An 18,009-nucleotide genomic window follows, 5' to 3' on the forward strand; every position below is an offset into this window, starting at 1 on the left:
TAACATAACGTACTTACTTAGATATAATTGTAGGATTAAAAAACAGATGCCACTGCAACCCACATGAGCGCACCATAATAAACACTAATGATAAATGCTCTGAAACATTGTTCCCGCTCACGTTTACTAATTAATTTCTGCTGATACAGCAAAACCATACCCGCTGCAAACCATAAGCCATAAAAACCGATGCTGTTTACCTTGTTACTTAATGCCCAATATAGCCATAGACCATGTAATAAACATTGTAATAAACCAATAATAAAACGATCATAGCTGGCAAAGTAAATTGCAGTAGATTTTACGCCTATACGTAAGTCGTCTTCTTTATCAGTCATCGCATACATCGTGTCATAAGCCACAATCCAAGCAAAGTTCAGCAGAAATAATAAAGTGCATTCAGTATTTAAGGGTACATGAGAAGCCACATAAGCCATGGGAATCCCCATAGAAAAAGCTAAGCCAAGAACGAATTGAGGAGCGCTTAAAAATCGTTTACAAAACGGATAAAGAATTGAAATGAATAAGGCAATCACACCTAAATACCAACAATCCACAGGTAAATTGAGTAATATGAACAACGCGGCAAGCAGTAAAATAAATAATACGCCCAGAGCCTCTTTTAGGCTGATTTCCCCCGAGGTTAACGGCCGTAATTGGGTGCGTGCTACATATTTATCAATATTACGATCTGCAATATCATTAACCACACAGCCTGCCGCACGCATTAATAATGTACCGCTTAAAAATAAAACCAATAATTTAAACGAGGGAATTCCTTTATTTGCCAGCCAGAGGGCCCAGGCTGTAGGAAACCAAAGCAATAAAATTCCCACCGGCTTATCAAAACGCATAAGGCGCCAGTATGCAGTCCACTTCATGGAGTAATTTCTCCTAACTCAGGAAACATAATTTCTACTAAATAAAATGATTCTTTTTCCTTAAATAAAAATTCGGCAATGCGAACCCAAAGTACATCTCGAATCGATGGAATATATTTTTTTACCCAATAAAACTCCACACATTGATCATCTACAGGATAATTGATGGAATTAATACGCTTCACCTGCTCCATATTAAAAATCAAATTCTTAACTGACTCTTTGCGCAAGCGACCAAAGAATTCTGTGTCTAAGTCATAACAACGCTGCGGAATAATCGTCCGTGCATACCAATAAGGGACATCATGACTTTTCATGAGAATTTCCCGCTGAAAAACAGAAACATCGCGCACATCAAGCAGGCTTTTAGACCAAAAGTCGGTTCTAACCCATTGTTGAGATAACAGCTCAATCTGAGCATCACCATGGATATCGCGTAATTTATCGGTTAGTGATTGTTTATAATTCACCCACTCTAAAAACGTTCTAGAGCACTCAGCTTTTAGTGAAAAAATAAGGCGTGTATTAATTGGCATGAAATTCGATCAGCGATAAAGTGATTCGCCACCATCTTACAAAATTAATGATTTAGCGACAAGCTATTGATTTCTCTTATTTGCCCCTAAGCCACAGCATATCTTTTTATCTAAGTTTTTTTTGGTGAAATACTTTTCATCAAAGATCATTTAATGTAAAATGTGTTCAACTATACATCACAAAGACAACCAATGCCCCAAATCATTAATCCAAAAAATCTTTCCCCACAAAATGCCGAAAAACTTTATGCATTTTTTGAGGGGCAACTGCAAAAAGGTGTTCATGTTTGGTCAAACGGAAGCGTTTATTCTTTTGCCGATGGGAGTGATTTTATATTTTCATCTCAAGTAATTATGCGTCAACCTAAAGAAGGTAAAACTGGGGTTCGTTATGAGTTTATAAGTGATCGTCAGCTTGGAAAAGGAAGTTACGGGATTGTTTATGAAATCGAAGGTACCTTTAAAATCGATAAAACTTCTTTTCGGTTTAAAGAACATGGGCAAAATGGAAAGTCTCGGGCAGTCAAAATACAACACCATAATTATCATCACCCTGAATATACAGCTTGGGAAGAATATAATTTCTCAAAAAGAGCCTCACACTTAGCAATTAAACAGCCTGTATTTTCCGGTCAGGTGAGTTATACGGTAATGCGAGAATTAAAAGGCAAAGATTTAGATCAAATTCTTCAAGATGACTTATTAGGTAAAAACGTTTTAACCTTGGAGAATCGTAGTGAGTTAACTAAAGCCTTATTAAAAGCGCTTAAAGAGCAGGTTACTGATAAAAGTATCATTCATAGAGACATAAAACCTGAAAACATTTTGGTTGATATGAGTACTTTTCCAATTACTGTAAACATTATTGATTTCGGACTCAGTACAAACGCGGACAAACCTGATGGAGAATATCCCGGGACTCCCCTTTATCAAGCGCCAGAGCTTTGGGATAGAGTTTCGCAATCCAGCAAAGCAGACGTTTTTTCGATGGGACGAATTATTGCCGAGTTATGGCGTGATACGACTGTGTCAACACTTATGACGATTAACTCGTTTACTTATGCCTGTGATAATGCCCACAATGTTAGTTTAGATACTTTATTTACTGGTATCGATGAGTTAGATAATGAAAATAAATCTATTATTAAAGAAACTCTTAAAGGAATGTTGTGTGCTAACAGTAACCAACGTTTGTCAATTGACCAGGCTATAGAGTATTTTTCTCATGTCAATCTATCATCTCCTAGGGCTGAACAAAATGCGGACGGGAATAGAGAGAACCTTCCACATGCTAATCTATCCCCTACCACGGAACAAAATCCTGACAAGAATAGAGAGCATCCTCCCTATGTTAATCTGGTCGCGACCACTGAACCAAAAATTGAGAATATGGCCATCCTTACGAGGTATCATCCTCAGAGTATGCTGCGAATAGAGGCTATTTTGGCTCAGATAAAACTATTACGAGCACAGGCAGGTGATTTAATATATAGAGGCTCAGATGATGTTGCAGGCAAACTCAGCCTACTGGCTACTGATCTAGAAACCAAGATGAATCAACTAAAATACATGTCTCTCACGAACTACAATCAATGCGTTGAGCAATATGCTGCTGATTGCCAAACCTTAATCAATACCAGTAAAGAGGATTTCGCGAATCATAGGAATATTAACTATATTTTAGCCAATGTTGCGTTGGCAATTGCTGGACTTGGCGTGGTGTATCTGGCCGCAGGTATTGTTAATCTGGTAGTTACCAAGGGTAATAACTTTTTGTTTTTTAAAGAAACAAAAACCAGCTCTTTAGTTAGAGCTGTAGAGGAAAATCTTACTGGAATAAAGTGCTAAGTTGGTATAATAGGAAGACTCGGGCAATAAAAAGACAATATCATGATAGCGTATATTCTTAAGAGAATGCTTAGATGAAATCATCGATAAAAGCTACTCATTTGACGATTAAGAAACCTGTTTTTATAAACAGGTCAAATTACTCGCTCAGTTATATGATAATAAACAAATTAAGAGATCGAGCCTATATTATGATTCCCTTATTCGTCCCAGACGATTTAAAATAATTTCTGCACGTTCATCTTGATCCCGATTAGCCAGGATAAAACGACCATTACACATCGCGTGAGCAGGATTATTAGAAAAAATAATCCTGTTTCCCGGGTGTACACCACTCCAAGACAGCTGCCACCGAGGATGATGCCACTGCCATTGATAGAGTGTTTCTATTTTATTAGTCTTTTTATTTTTAGTAATCAGCCGCAACCCATTAGCCCAATTGAGGGAATCATCTAGGGGAGTAAGAACAACGTTACTGTTTAAAATAAGCGCTTGTGATTTCGCATACTGCACCGAGTTTTTTAGTTCATCAATAAGCGTTTGCCGTTCGTTCTTTCTTAAAAAATAGGAGTAAGATGCGATTGCAACCATAGATAAGCTAACTAATAGCATCATAGTGATTAGTAATTCAAGTAGTGTAAATCCTTTTAATTTCATAATACAAAAATTTAGGATACTAGCTGTTTAATTTCACTAAGAACCTTAAAAACCGTTCTTTTTTCACTGGGATTACTGAGCAAATAATCCAAATCAAATGTATTGAAAACTGGCGCTTGCTCTTTGGAAAACAATTCCTCAGGGCTTAAACCAAATACCAATGTTGCAAAAGATGTTATGGCTGAATAACGTTTCCGCACTTCACTTTTTTGAGCAGGAAGGACAGTATACTCACCATCATTCAAATTCAGATACCCTATCATCTGCTGTAACAGGGATTGTGCTTTCGCACTCAGAGTTGATGAAACAAATACCACCAGCTTTACCGCCTTCGATACTTCTTGAGACTGCTCTTGTGCCTCTCTCTTAATCCAAGGCCTAATTCCCATTTGATTTAGATAATAAAGCGTCAGGTTATTGTACATAAACTAGGCTCAGACAAAAAATTTAGTATATCGTGAAATAGACACTCAGTCAGTACATTCACACATTAAAACCAGTTAAATGCGGCATCTCATCAGAAAAATCCTCATAATCCTCACAGTATTCTCCATCAACGACTTTTTGCAAAGGCTCATTCCCTCTACTCAAAGAGTTCAGCAATTCAGTCGCTACATGAGCTGGGCAATTATTCAATACATGTAACACACGTAAACTTTGGTGAAACGATAAATCCCAATGTGCATAAAATTCATTTTTATAAATAGAACGATTAGCTTTAAATACCGCGACTACTTCTGTAAATGCATCATAAACCTCTTGCCGTGGGTTTTCTTGCAATTCGCTAAATAAATTAATCACTATATGCAGCATGACATTAATTGGCTGTTTTAGCTTTGTCAAATAATCTAAGCTAGCAAAAGGATTTTGTAAGGCTAGGGCATGCCTTGCTTCCTCAAAAAGCCGTTTATCCGCATTATCTTTTAATAAATCGGAGGTTAACATTAAGAACACCGGGTACATAGCAAGTAACACTTTATGATTCTCATTATGAATTATAGGCTGTGGCTCTTGAGGTATTGTATTCCCAAAGAATGTTAATGAATTGTCGTCTACTGGCTTGTTATTTTTTGGGGAGGTCTTGGCTTTAGCATGAAAATATAAGGTGCTTAATTCCTGAATTTGACTTAATATTCCAGCTTTATTAGGTATGTTCGCCTCCACCGCGATATGCCTAATTCGCTCAAACCACTGAAATTCACCACGATAACAACAATAAGATAATAAATCTCCTAAACAGGTAAATTTAGAATACATGTATTCATAGTTTTCATACTCCTCATCTTCATTACAGATATAACGCATCTTTAAATGACTCATCGTTGCATCATAACCGGCTTGAATCATTTTATTTCTATTATCATCATCAACTGTAAAGGATGTAGTAGAAACATTGTCTACATTAATCACTATGGATTGAGCCGCATATTTACGTAACTTTAGACGATCCAGCTCCCAGCCACTTGCTGGATCATCCACCCCCGTAATTAAGCGATAGCCCCAATTCATGAAGAAATGTTCCTTATAAACCCGCTCCATCATACGATCAATTGCCGTTCGTTCAGTTCCATTATCAAATTGGACTGCCAAAACCTTTAAATTATTGCCATATTCTGATTCCAATAAGGTCGAATGATCATCAAAGAACGCCTCCGTTGGAAAGTTAGTTAAAATTCCTCCATCATTATGCTCATCACCATCTAATACAGTTGAACGATAAACAATTGGAAAGCTCGCAGAAATTTTTACGGCTTCACTCACCTCAAAATCGGGCGAGCGTAGCAATGAAAAATAGCGTGTTTTTCCTAGCCGTTTATTGGTTGCCGTAACCACAAGCTCTTGACCTAATCCGCAATCGGGAGCGCGCTGTCTTATTGCTTCAAGTGTTGCAAAGGTAATTTTTCCTTGTGGGTACGGAATACCATATTGAGAAACAATTTGGTTTAATTTATAAGTAATCGCATAATCAACGGCGGTCTTTAATGAGCGCGGATCCGACATGCCATTTATATCTATGTCAAAATGAACTAAATGTTCTTGTTTAAAATTTTTGAAGAACTCTGTAATTTCGTTAGCGGTATAGCCTAAATAACAAAGTAAGGCCATAATCGCGCCAGCTGAACTCCCTGCAAATTTTGTGGGATGAATTTTTGCCTCATTGAGTGCCTTCCAAAAGCCTACGTGTCCATAAATCTTCGCCCCACCGCCACAGTAAACAATATTATCGATATCCGGTCTTTTTTCCCTAACCAGAACTTCATGAGTCTTGCTGTAATAGTCAATTTGTACTGTCTCGTCTTGGTATAAAGAAATTAAATGATTCTCCTTAACCACACTACTTTTTGTTTTGTTAACTTCATAAGAGCCAGGGACTATCCAATTCCATAGACGGGCATACCAAGGCTGATGGGCCAAATAGCGCTGTGTATTTCGATAATCATACATCTGTGCCAAGCGCTCTTGCAGATTAGAAACATAGACAGAATGAGGATGTGGATTTTTACAAATAGACTCAAATTCTAAGTGTTGAATATCTTTATGAATTAATTGATCGACAAGCTGTTCAGTAATAAAGACTCGTTTCGTATTACCTAATGGATCTTTTTGCGAGTCATTTGGATCGCGGTATTTGGTATCGTTGTTAGGAACCAAAAATTGATCAAAACCTATTAAAATGCCATGCTTACCATGACACATTTCCACTCCAATTAATTGGTAGTTTAAGGAAATATTTAAGTCCGTTATTTTCCAGTACTCTGAATATCGTTTATTAATCCAACTTTTAACAACCCCCCACCAGTTCAAAAAAACTTCTGCCGTAAAACCACGATACTCATTAACTGTTGCACCTCTAAAATGAGCCCGTGTCTTATCTTTCTGATGTGGCCCCAAAAGCCATTGGGTAAATTGTTTTCTTTTTTCTTCGCTCAAACGAGTAAAATCAAACATAATGTTTTCATTATCAAACAGATAGCTTGCTAATGAAATTTTATTATCAGGAGGCGATCCATTAACTTGTAAACGGCCTAATTGAGCAGTGATAATAATTTTTTTTAATAAGTTCAGATTGTTGGGGTATTTGGTATCCGATTCTAGTAATTGACTTATTACGTGTTGTGGTGTCATCGCTTAGCTCCCGAGTATGAAAGTCCTTTCCATAAACATCTGGATAATTTTTTTGGCTCTGACTCCTGATAATGAATTATTTGTGAGACGTTTTATTTATAACCCCAAACATCTCTCCTGAATATCTTTGTTAACCCATGCCTAATATCCTGTATAAAATATAATTAACATGATTTTATGTAATGCGTCAAACTTATTAATTCTTAGACCTGAAGTTATTTATTAGCATCAAAAGGCTTGCCCATTTCCCACCGTCCAATGCAAAAATAAAACCGTATTACTTATCTTACCTGCATTTTTTGGAATGGGAGTATTTTGCTCTATGCGCTAGCATTACAAACAATATGATGACACAAACTATTCTTTGTACCATATTTTGGTGACCAAAAAAGTCTAAGTTCGTTTACAAACTAGACAAAATATTCGTTGGCAATTTAAGTATCAAAATGTACGGTTTTAATCACGTGTTTTTTTCCAAGAAAATTATTTTTTCATTATGTTTCAGTGATTGAACCGCCTTGATAAGAAAATCTTAATAATCATTGTGTATAATTATATATCAATTATTTAATGTCATTAAGGATACGCATAAATATGAAGACATTATTTTATACAAGACTTGAAGGCAACACCGGTGGCGATGAAGCATTCTTAAATGTCTTTAAAGACTATATGTTAAAAAATATTACAGAACAACACCATCAAATTCATTTATGCATAACTTATGACGAGATATCAAAAGAACGAGCAGAGAAAGTTAAAAAAAGTTGGCTGGACGAGTTATCAAAGAAAAATTTAACTGGAGAGGTCTGGCTCTTTTTGACGAATGAGCGCTCTCTTGAAAAAAGCATCCCGGGAATAAGAAACAAATATGTACAATTCAAGAAAGTAAATGCAAACAATCTAAATGTACTAGATCCCTCTATCGATTGGTACATTCATGAGATGGATAGTGATAGGTACTATCTACTCAGAAGTGGTAGCAAGCAGAAGCTAGAATTACCTAAAACAGGTAACTCACTAAGATTAACAGCAAAGACTTGTTTTTTCTCTAAGCAGCTATCGAACAACCCGGCAGACTATCCTTTACTGGTGCTTACAGAAGAGCCAGGGATAGATGAAAAAAATCCCAAAAGAGAACTAGCTTATTATAATGATATTGGGGTTACGTCCCCAGAGATTTTTCCTGTACTAAACTACAGTAAGAAAATTAAGAGTATTGTATCAGATCTAGAGAAAAAGAATAATAATATACTCAAGTTAACTGACGCTCATATTAGCAACCTAAAAGCTCAGTTTGGATTTCTCCCTGATGAATTCCTGATTACAAAAGAGGAAATGGACGAAATCAAAAGCAATTTACAGTTTCCCCCCAAAGTATTAGAGCAAATAGAGGAATGGTATAAGTTCAAGGAACTAACCCGTTCATTAAATACATTGGTATTTGCCGGATGGGCTCATTTACAAAATCAATTTACAGCAAAACATTTAAAGAGAGAATTTGAGCTACCAACAGAATGTAGAATATTGCTCAGCTGTGTTCCTGGGATGAGTATCAATGGATTTGAGTTTGTAACTGGATTAATAAATCATACAGACTTTAGAAACATACATGTTCTGCAAACAGGAATTAGAGGTAATGGCGGGTTTCCCATGATATCCAAATTAGCCAAAGAAGAAATACTAGCTCCAAAGACTCGACAAGCCTGGCTAAACCATATTGGAAATGACTTCAAAGAAAAGGCGGGGACCTCGGGTAAGAAACAAAGTGATAAATTGATTGTTATTTATTGTAGCAAAGATGCGCCTGGGGATGCAGGCAAATTATTCTTGCAAGAGATTAGTCAAGAGCTTAATAAAACTGACGAGCTTCCAGAAAACTGGCCGGTTATTTTAGTAGGGACAGATACTGAAAGTCGCGCATATACAGAATGGCAATATCTTTGTAATGAACGTTTATTCCCCCTGTATCCTATCCCTCGTACTGAAACTACGGAAATATTAATGCGTGGTTTACATGATGCTAAATACGCTATGGCAACTGGTTCCTACTCAATATTAGAAGCTCGATATCTGGGTATTGATCATTGTGAATATTTGGCACCAGTACACATGCGATTATTAACAGCGATGCTCAACGCAGCAAAAAAAGAAAAGAATGAAAAGCATTTAATAACAGAAGAAGAAGGGATGATGCACCAAACATTCCTTGCTGGAAAAACTGCTGGCGAAGAATTAAGTAAATATTTATTGCCAAACTGCAACGAGAGCTTTTTTCACATTAGCAATGCATGGAGTATTACTGCAGCAGATGAGATTGTAAAATATATCATGGAAGCTAAAAATAAACCCCTTCCTATGACAGCTCACGTATCGTCTAGCGAAGAGGATAATATAGAAATTGCTAGTTCTTATAGTAATCGCTTTTAAAGCAAACAAGGTTAATTATTTTAAACAGTATTACCATAATTAAAACAAAAATGCTAAAATTAAATTATGATATTGCTTTTAAAAACATATTTATTACAAAAGGATAAACAACTATGTCTAGAGACAAGTTTTTTAAGTCGGAAAAAAATATTTCTGCGGAGCCAATAAATACTGACAAATTAGCCGCTGTGGTAATTCAATATGTGAAGACTATAAGCCAAGGAATCTATGATTTTAAGATACCTAAAACTAAAGATGGTTTTACTAAGCAACAAAAATCATGTTTTATTAAACAACTGTTAAACAATTCTTCCATTGACTTTCCTCTATCAAAGGTACCCGATTCAATAGACGCTAATTTGTATAATATTGTGAACCTTGCCGCATCATTGATGCTTTTTGAAAAAATATCTAATTTAAATGCAAGTCAAGACAGATTAGCGGCCTTACAAGCGGCCGGAATAGCATTTTTTGTTAACGTGGGTATGCCTGGCCCCATTATCATTTACGCCGATGCGATTGAAAAATGTGATAATTTTGATGACATCTCGATACAAGCGACATTAAGAGAGCTACTCGATAAACTTAATACTCGAGAAAATACTTTTCCGAATTTAACACCAGTTGCATTCACATACCTATTTCAGAATTGGACTAACATAGTAAGTTTATTTAACGCCCAACATCGCGCCAGAATAGACACAGAAATAACAAGATTAACAAACATTAATCAAAATTTATCTCAAATGATAGATAGTACTGAATTGAGCTTTATTGATAAATGTATTGCTACCATTTGGAACAAATTAGAAATTAACATCCCTGCCCCAATACTTATGGATGAGGTTATTCATGATGATCTCAAAAAAAAATACTAATCTAATTTAATTTTCAATATGAATGTATGTGGCTTCGGGTGAGCGGGTTTACTGAAACTTCGCTTTCCTCTATTTTTGGCTCTAAGCCAGGATAATTCTTGGTCTGAAGTATTTGCTAAGAATACATTTAGAGCACCATGAAGCCATAGTTCCAACTCACACTTTATGAGATAATTGGCGAGAATTATATGCCTGCTAGAATAGCAGCAATTACTTTTTCGGGTTCATTAGCTTTAGTAATTGGACGGCCAACAACTAAATAATCACTACCCGCCGCTCTTGCTTCTGCAGGCGTCATAACACGTGTTTGATCGTTTTGAGCATCAGTCGCAAGTCGAATACCCGGAGTTACCGTGATGAAGTCCGATCCGCAGATATTTTTAATTTCTTTTACCTCATGTGCAGAACTTACAACCCCATCTAAACCAGATTCTTTAGTTAGACGCGCTAAGTCCTTAACATGTTCCATTACAGGAAGAGTTATGCCTATTGAAGCCAAGTCTTCCTGACTAAAACTGGTTAACACAGTTACTGCAATTAATATAGGTCTGTTTACTCCATATGACTCTAGCGCTTGTCTTGCAGAGTACATCATGTTCATTCCGCCAGAGGCATGAACATTCATCATCCAAATCCCTAAATCCGCGGCCGCCTTGCAGGCATTGGCTACGGTATTAGGAATATCATGAAATTTTAAATCTAAAAAAACCTTAAACTTCCGATCAACTAATTGCCGCACAAACCGAGTTCCCAAAAGGGTAAACAGCTCACTACCAACTTTTAAGGAGCATTCGTTTGGATCCAACTGATCAATTAAATTAAGAGCATCCTGCTCATGATTAAAATCCAGTGCAACAATTAATGGGGATGACATTAGGCCATAACCTCTTCTTCTTGAGGCATTAACGCTTTTTTAACTGCCTCAACAACTTTGACTTGCTCAGATTCTTGCAAGTAAGGATGCATGGGTAAGCTAATTACACGGCGACTTGCTCTCTCTGCATGCGGAAAATCACCTTCTGAATAGCCTAAATAAGCCATTGCTGCTTGTAAATGTAAGGGTGAGGGGTAATGTACTGCTGTGGGAATACCCGCCGCCTGCATAGCGTGTTGGAACTCATCACGATTATCCACTTCAATGGTATATTGTGCAAAGACACTCGTGTTATGGTTATGGATAAATGGTGTTCTGGCCAATGAAGAAAGCATCTGATCATAGCGCTTAGCTACTTTTTGACGCATGATAATTTCATCTGGGAATAATTTCATTTTTTCAAGCAAGACTGCGGCTTGAATTGTATCCATGCGACCATTGATACCAATACGACTATGGGAGTAGCGCGCATTTTGCCCATGAATTCTAACTTCAATTAATTTCTGAGCTATTATGTCGTCGTTCGTAAAGCAAGCCCCAGAATCACCATAGCCACCTAAAGGCTTTGAAGGAAAAAAGCTTGTGCAGCCAATTGTTGATAAAGCACAAGAGCGTTTGCCTTTATAGGTAGCACCAAAGCTTTGTGCCGCATCTTCAATTACCGCAATACCGTATTTATCAGCAATCGCATTAATTGCATCATGGTCAGCGCATTGACCATATAAACCAACTGGCATAATTGCTTTAGTTTTGCTCGTAATCGCCGCTTCCAGCTTTTGGGGATCCAGGTTATAAGTTAATGGATCAATATCAACGAACACTGGTTTCGCATGGCAAAGACTGATTACTTCTGATGTTGCAAAGAAACTAAAGGGGCTTGTAATAACTTCATCATCTGGTTGAATTTCTAAAGCCATTAATGCCATTAATAAAGCATCTGTTCCACTTGAATTCACAATAGCATGTTTAACACCAACAAAATCCGCTAATTGTTCTTCCAATTGGGCGATTTCAGGTCCCATGATGTATTGACCATGGTTTAATACATTTCGTATGCCATTTAAAACTTCGTTCTCAATTAAGGAATACTGTGTTTTCAAATCGATAAATTGCATCTTAATCTCTTCATATAGTGTATAAACGTTAATCGTATCGCCTTGATAGGTTTATCCTTTACGTTATCAAAACGTTACCACTAATACCCTTCTAAGCCATGCACCGGCTTCATTCTTCCCCAGTTTTTACAACTGGGACAATGCCAATGCAGATGCTTACCACCAAAACCACAATGGCTGCATCGATACACTGGTTTATTATCTAAAAACTTGCTTGTAATATCATAAAGCATTTGTAATTTGTCGCGCACTTTTCCATGAGCAGATTCAAGGTGCCAATTAATCAAATGGTTTAAACCTCGTATGGATGGATGTTTGCTCAAATTATCCGCCACAAAATCAATAGCGGCATCCATGTTCTTGTGTTGTCTTAAATAGTCTGCAATTACAAAAATTACTGACGCTCTTGGATGATGTTCCAAGGTGTCTTCAAGGTAATCAATACAATCAGCCATGGAGTCTAACTCCATATGGCATCGAACCAATGGCTCAATAATTTCAGTTAAAAAGTCTGCGTCTTGTTGCGGAACTCGTTTTAAAGAACGAATAGCATGTTTATAACGCCCTTCTTTCATTTCCAAGCCAGCATGCATAAGGCTTGCACGTACTGAATCTGAATCAACATTCATTGCTTGTTTGATGCAATAGGCCGCGCGATCAATCGAATTAGCTTTTAAAGCTTGATTCGCCATTTCACAATAATAGTGTGCTGCTTGCATATGAAAACTGGTACCTGTAGAAATTTCCAGTTTTTTAATAATATCTAGCGCCTTTTCCCAGGCTTTTTCTTGTTGGTATATTGCCAATAAACCATGCAAACTACGCGTTTCTTTTGATCCACCTAATTCAACAACTTCTAGAAAAATCCGCTCGGCACGGTCAAAGAGTCCTGCACTCATATAATCTTGTCCCAAGGCCATTAAGGACTCTTTTCTTTGCTGAATACTAAGTTGTGGTCTGGCAATTAAGTTTTGATGAATACGAATAGCTCGATCAACCTCACCACGACGTCTAAATAAGCTTCCCAGTGCCAAATGGGTTTCCACTGTATCGCTATCAACTTCTAATAATTTAATAAAAATATCAACGGCTTTATCTGATTGCTCATTTAATAAATAATTTAACCCCACAACATATTCACGAGACAAGCGATTATAAAGATTGGGATCTGGTTTCGATTTATTGCGGTTTGCTACCCACCAGCCTGACCATGCAGCAGCAGGCAATAGTAATGGCCACAAATCAATCATTTAATATTCCCCTCTCGCTTTTTTATTAAGTTCCATCATAATAAAATTAATGTTGATCTTGTAAAGGTATTGAACGAAGATTTTTAATTTCTTTTTCTGTCAACTTTAATTGGTTTCTTATTCGAAGACACTCGGCCTTTAAACGCCAATAACGCCCGATAAAGAGAATAAATCCAATCAAGATCCCGATCCCTAACATAATGGTTATTAGAACCGATATAGGCATAGATACTGTATTAAAATAAAAATTAACATCCACAGAAGCAGCATTTAATGCTGCAAAACTAACGCCAATAATAATAAGCAGTATATAAATAACCAGCATTACTATGCGCATAATTGTTCCTTTTTTGTTGGTTGAGCATTTTCGCTCAACAATCAATTTCTGCAATAAGTACAGCGTTACTTATTCGCACCATAGTTAGGGGGAATACCCAAACTATGGTGCTGGACTTTTTATAAGTAAGTGTTTACGTAATGGCATCTGCATTATAGCAGTATTAGCGTATCATAATGTTAACGCGATTACGTAAACACTTACATTAACTCTTCAGAATAAAATAAAAAGCGTAGACAAAATCTACGCTTTTTAACTCATTAATTAAGAAGGAAACTATTCGCCTTCTTTGCTTGCCATTTTCTCTTTAAGCAAATCGCCTAAAGTAGTTGTAGAAGCACCTTCAGTTCTAGAGTACTTCTTAATAGCATCAGCTTCATCTTGAGCATCTTTCGCTTTCACAGAAAGAGAAATTGAACGGTTTTTGCGGTCAACATTGATGATTTTCGCTTCGATTTCATCACCTTCTTTGACAACAGTCGTTGCATCGTCAACACGCTCATCAGACAGTTCACTAGCACGGATAGTACCAGTAATCTCATCAGTCAGCGAAACAGTAACAGTTTTTGCATCTACTGCAGTCACTTTACCTTTAACGATCGCACCTTTAGTGAACTCGTCAACATAGCTCGTGAAGTTATCACCTTCTAATTGTTTCAAGCCTAAAGAAATACGCTCACGTTCTGGGTCAATTGCAAGAATAACCGCTTCTAATTCTTGACCTTTCTTAAACTGTTTCACAGCTTCTTCGCCAGCAACAGTCCAGGAAATATCAGATAAATGAACTAGACCATCAATCTCACCATCTAAGCCGATGAAAATACCAAAGTCAGTAATAGAACGAATCTTTCCAGTTACTTTTTGGCCTTTAGAGTGCGTAGAAGCAAATTGTTGCCATGGATTGCCAACACATTGTTTCATACCTAAAGAAATACGACGACGCTCTTCATCAATTTCAAGAACCATTACATCAACGATATCGCCCATAGACACAACTTTGCTTGGGTGAACGTTTTTGTTAGTCCAATCCATTTCAGACATGTGAACTAAGCCTTCAACGCCTTCTTCGATTTCCACGAAGCAACCGTAATCTGTAATGTTAGTAACTTTACCTTGTAATTTCTTGTGTAAAGGATAACGCTCAACCAGGTCAACCCAAGGATCGTTTCCTAATTGTTTCATACCTAAAGAAACACGGTTTCTTTCACTGTCAAAGCTTAATACTTTAACTTTTACGTCTTGACCAACTGACAATACTTCACTTGGATGCTTAACGCGCTTCCAGGAAATATCAGTGATATGGAGTAAGCCATCTATGCCACCCAAGTCAATGAATGCACCGTAGTCAGTAAGGTTCTTAACGATACCATGAAGCTCTTGGCCATCATGTAATGATTCAAGCAAGGCTTGTCTGTCAGCACTGCTTTCCTCTTCAACAACTGCACGTCGAGAAACAACGATATTGTTGCGCTTTAAGTCCATCTTAATTACTTTGAACTCTAGCTCTTTGCCTTCTAAGTAAGAAGGATCTCTTACAGGTCTAACGTCAACTAATGAGCCAGGTAAGAACGCGCGGATTGTACCGATTTCAACAGTGAAACCACCTTTAACTTTACCAGAGATAAGACCAGTAACAGTTTCATTGTTTTCGTGTGATTTAGATAGTTTGCGCCATGCTTCTTGACGTTTTGCTTTTTCTCTTGAAAGGAGCGTCTCGCCGTAGCCATCTTCAACTGAATCCAATGCTACTTCGACAGTATCGCCTAGGCTAACCTCCAGTGCTCCGTCTTTGTCGTAAAACTCTTCTACGGCAACAATACCTTCGGACTTAAGTCCGGCATTTAAAATGACATAATCATCATCAATACCAATAACTTTAGCAGTGATAATGGCACCAGGATAAAATTGAGCACCAGCAATACTTTGCTCAAACAATTCTTTGAAACTTTCAGACATGTTAATAAACTCTTTAGTAAAAAAATGAAAGCATGAGTCCCACTCAGCTCCCCCCCTAAAACAAAGCCCGTTCTCCCCTGCCATCTTGATCAAACTTGCCAAGATAACAAAATGAAAACAGACTTTTACTTAAACATTATTCAAGCGTTCCTCTATTAATTTTAATACAGTATTGAACACTTGTACAATGGTTAATCTTGTTGTATCAATTTTCACTGCATCATCTGCAGGCTTCAATGGCGCGTGAGTACGTGCAGTATCCCTTGTATCACGTTTAACCAATTCTTCTACAACCTGCGCGAGGCTAACATTATTTCCTTTCTCTTTCAACTGTAAATAACGTCTATTTGCTCTTTCTTGCTCATCTGCATACAAAAAAATCTTTAAAACAGCGTCAGGAAACACCACAGTTCCCATATCACGCCCATCAGTAACTAAGCCTGGGGACTGCGCAAAATTACGTTGTCGCTCTAATAAAGCTAATCGTACTTCTGGAATTGCTGCAATTTTTGAGGCATCTTGCCCACATTGCTCGCTGCGAATAGCCATACTTACATCTTCATTATTCAAGATGACTAAGGAAGCATTATCCTCCGAAGATTCAAAACGCAAGTCTAAAGTACGAGCAAGTTCTGCAATTTGGTTGATGTCCTGGAAATCAATATTATTTTTTCTAATGGCATAAGCCAAAACTCGATAAATTGCGCCACTATCGAGCATATTCCATTGCAAATGCTTGGCAAGTAAATGGCATAAAGTCCCTTTACCAGTTCCACTTGGACCATCCAGGGTAATTACGGGAATTTTTTTATCGTACATGTTCAGCTACTTCCTCTACTTGAAGTTGAAGTTCTTTTGCTGTTGTAACAAATAATGGGAATGATGTTGCCACATTGGCACAATTTTCCACTGTTACTGGCGCAGAGGCGACTGCTCCAGCAATTGCAAAAGACATTGCGATACGATGATCACCTAAACTATCCACTGTCCCGCCTTGTAATTTACCTCCTTCAATCAAAGCCCCATCCTCTAAGGCCTGGGCTTTAACTCCTAACTGATTCAACCCATCAACCATCGCAGCAATGCGATCACTCTCTTTGAAACGTAGTTCTTTTGCGCCACGTAATGCAGTTTGACCTTCAGCACATGCTGCAGCAATAAAAATAATAGGAAACTCATCGATTGCAAGTGGAACAAGATCTGGGGAGATATTAATGCCCTTCAATGAAGCATGTTGCACACGAATATCAGCAACCGGTTCTTCACCCTGCTGGCCCTGATTTAATAGAGTAATATTAGCACCCATCTCTAAGAGTATATGTAAAATCCCAGTGCGTGTAGCATTAATACCCACGTTACGGATAAGAATATCAGAACCAGGAATAATAGTAGCCGCAACAATAAAAAAGGCTGCAGAAGAAATATCTCCAGGAACGAAAATCTCTGTAGCCATGCATTCGCTTTTAGAATCCACTGTAATGGAGTTTTCTTTACGAGATACAGGATAAGAAAAACTTTCTAACATGACTTCAGTGTGATTACGGCTAATACCCGTTTCAGTAACAGTCGTCTCACCGTCTGCATACAAACCAGCTAATAATACACAGGATTTTACTTGAGCACTTGCTTCAGGCATAACATAATTAATGCCCTTCAGGTTCTTACCGCCTTTGATTTTAATCGGCGGCTTTCCGTTAACCGTAGATATATCAGCTCCCATCTGCATTAAAGGCTTGCTAATACGCAGCATAGGACGCCTCATTAGGCTTTCATCCCCGATTAATTCACTGTCAAAATCTTGAGCGGCTAATAATCCAGCCAACAAACGCATGCTCGTTCCAGAATTACCACAGTCAATCGGTTGAGTAGGTTTCTTTAACCCATGCTTGCCTACACCATAAATAACAACTTGTTGCTCATCAGGACCTTCAATATTCACCCCCATAGCACGAAAAGCCTGTAGGGTAGCCATACAATCCTCGCCATCAAGAAACCCGTTAATTACAGTAGTTCCTTTCGCAAGAGCACCAAATATAATAGAACGATGAGAAATTGATTTATCCCCTGGAACGCGGATTTCACCGGTTATTGAATGCGATGGCTTACTAAGCAAATTAATTC

15 protein-coding genes are annotated in these 18,009 nt (G+C 37.6%); 3 read left to right on the forward strand and 12 right to left on the reverse strand.

Features of this window, described 5'->3' with window-relative positions:
* Positions 1 to 35 precede the first annotated feature (35 nt).
* Both ubiA and E1P08_RS02240 read right to left on the reverse strand, forming a co-directional pair.
* Positions 36 to 881 carry a 4-hydroxybenzoate octaprenyltransferase gene (gene ubiA / locus E1P08_RS02235; RefSeq protein WP_133135385.1) on the reverse strand — a complete coding sequence of 282 codons (846 nt, stop codon included), beginning with the start codon at positions 879 to 881 and terminating at the stop codon, positions 36 to 38.
* On the reverse strand, positions 878 to 1,417 hold the full coding sequence (locus tag E1P08_RS02240; RefSeq protein ID WP_133135386.1) for a chorismate--pyruvate lyase family protein: 540 nt from the start codon (positions 1,415 to 1,417) through the stop codon (positions 878 to 880). Before E1P08_RS02240 ends, ubiA begins: the two co-directional genes overlap by 4 nt.
* Before the next feature lie 192 nt (positions 1,418 to 1,609).
* On the opposite strand from E1P08_RS02240, the gene E1P08_RS02245 reads away from it, so the two are divergent.
* Positions 1,610 to 3,265, forward strand: coding sequence for a protein kinase domain-containing protein (locus E1P08_RS02245; RefSeq protein WP_133135387.1), 1,656 nt, complete (start codon positions 1,610 to 1,612; stop codon positions 3,263 to 3,265).
* Positions 3,266 to 3,454: 189 nt separating this feature from the next.
* Here E1P08_RS02245 and E1P08_RS02250 read toward each other — a convergent pair whose 3' ends face one another.
* From E1P08_RS02250 to vpdC, 3 genes are read right to left on the reverse strand one after another with little or no spacing between them, the layout of a single operon-like run.
* Positions 3,455 to 3,922: a GspH/FimT family pseudopilin gene (locus E1P08_RS02250; protein ID WP_133135388.1), complete on the reverse strand. Its 468-nt coding sequence runs from the start codon at positions 3,920 to 3,922 to the stop codon at positions 3,455 to 3,457.
* Positions 3,923 to 3,933: 11 nt separating this feature from the next.
* A complete protein-coding gene (locus tag E1P08_RS02255) occupies positions 3,934 to 4,347 on the reverse strand; it encodes a DNA polymerase III subunit psi (protein WP_133135389.1) in 414 nt (137 codons plus the stop codon).
* A gap of 58 nt (positions 4,348 to 4,405) precedes the next feature.
* Positions 4,406 to 7,048, reverse strand: coding sequence for a Dot/Icm T4SS effector VpdC (vpdC, locus tag E1P08_RS02260; protein ID WP_133135390.1), 2,643 nt, complete (start codon positions 7,046 to 7,048; stop codon positions 4,406 to 4,408).
* 594 nt (positions 7,049 to 7,642) lie between these two features.
* Between vpdC and E1P08_RS02265 the strand changes: the two genes are divergently transcribed.
* Positions 7,643 to 9,478: a hypothetical protein gene (locus E1P08_RS02265; RefSeq protein ID WP_133135391.1), complete on the forward strand. Its 1,836-nt coding sequence runs from the start codon at positions 7,643 to 7,645 to the stop codon at positions 9,476 to 9,478.
* Between the two features lie 113 nt (positions 9,479 to 9,591).
* Positions 9,592 to 10,356 carry a hypothetical protein gene (locus tag E1P08_RS02270; protein ID WP_133135392.1) on the forward strand — a complete coding sequence of 255 codons (765 nt, stop codon included), beginning with the start codon at positions 9,592 to 9,594 and terminating at the stop codon, positions 10,354 to 10,356.
* A 184-nt stretch (positions 10,357 to 10,540) separates the two neighbouring features.
* Here E1P08_RS02270 and pyrF read toward each other — a convergent pair whose 3' ends face one another.
* The 7 genes from pyrF to aroA form a co-directional block, all read right to left on the reverse strand.
* Positions 10,541 to 11,230 carry an orotidine-5'-phosphate decarboxylase gene (gene pyrF / locus E1P08_RS02275; RefSeq protein ID WP_133135393.1) on the reverse strand — a complete coding sequence of 230 codons (690 nt, stop codon included), beginning with the start codon at positions 11,228 to 11,230 and terminating at the stop codon, positions 10,541 to 10,543.
* A complete protein-coding gene (locus tag E1P08_RS02280; RefSeq protein ID WP_133135394.1) occupies positions 11,230 to 12,345 on the reverse strand; it encodes a DegT/DnrJ/EryC1/StrS family aminotransferase in 1,116 nt (371 codons plus the stop codon). Before E1P08_RS02280 ends, pyrF begins: the two co-directional genes overlap by 1 nt.
* An 80-nt stretch (positions 12,346 to 12,425) precedes the next feature.
* Entirely contained in the window at positions 12,426 to 13,595 is a 1,170-nt protein-coding gene (gene lapB / locus E1P08_RS02285) for a lipopolysaccharide assembly protein LapB (RefSeq protein WP_133135395.1), read from the reverse strand.
* 46 nt (positions 13,596 to 13,641) lie between these two features.
* Positions 13,642 to 13,932, reverse strand: a complete 291-nt coding sequence (locus tag E1P08_RS02290) for a lipopolysaccharide assembly protein LapA domain-containing protein (RefSeq protein WP_058535274.1) — start codon at positions 13,930 to 13,932, stop codon at positions 13,642 to 13,644.
* A gap of 276 nt (positions 13,933 to 14,208) precedes the next feature.
* On the reverse strand, positions 14,209 to 15,888 hold the full coding sequence (gene rpsA, locus E1P08_RS02295) for a 30S ribosomal protein S1 (protein ID WP_133135396.1): 1,680 nt from the start codon (positions 15,886 to 15,888) through the stop codon (positions 14,209 to 14,211).
* A 129-nt stretch (positions 15,889 to 16,017) separates the two neighbouring features.
* A complete protein-coding gene (gene cmk, locus E1P08_RS02300) occupies positions 16,018 to 16,707 on the reverse strand; it encodes a (d)CMP kinase (protein ID WP_165485066.1) in 690 nt (229 codons plus the stop codon).
* Entirely contained in the window at positions 16,697 to 18,007 is a 1,311-nt protein-coding gene (gene aroA, locus E1P08_RS02305) for a 3-phosphoshikimate 1-carboxyvinyltransferase (protein WP_242602372.1), read from the reverse strand. Before aroA ends, cmk begins: the two co-directional genes overlap by 11 nt.
* Between the last annotated feature and the right edge of the window lie 2 nt (positions 18,008 to 18,009).

Source organism: Legionella rowbothamii (assembly GCF_900639985.1).
GTDB classification, from domain to species: domain Bacteria; phylum Pseudomonadota; class Gammaproteobacteria; order Legionellales; family Legionellaceae; genus Legionella; species Legionella rowbothamii.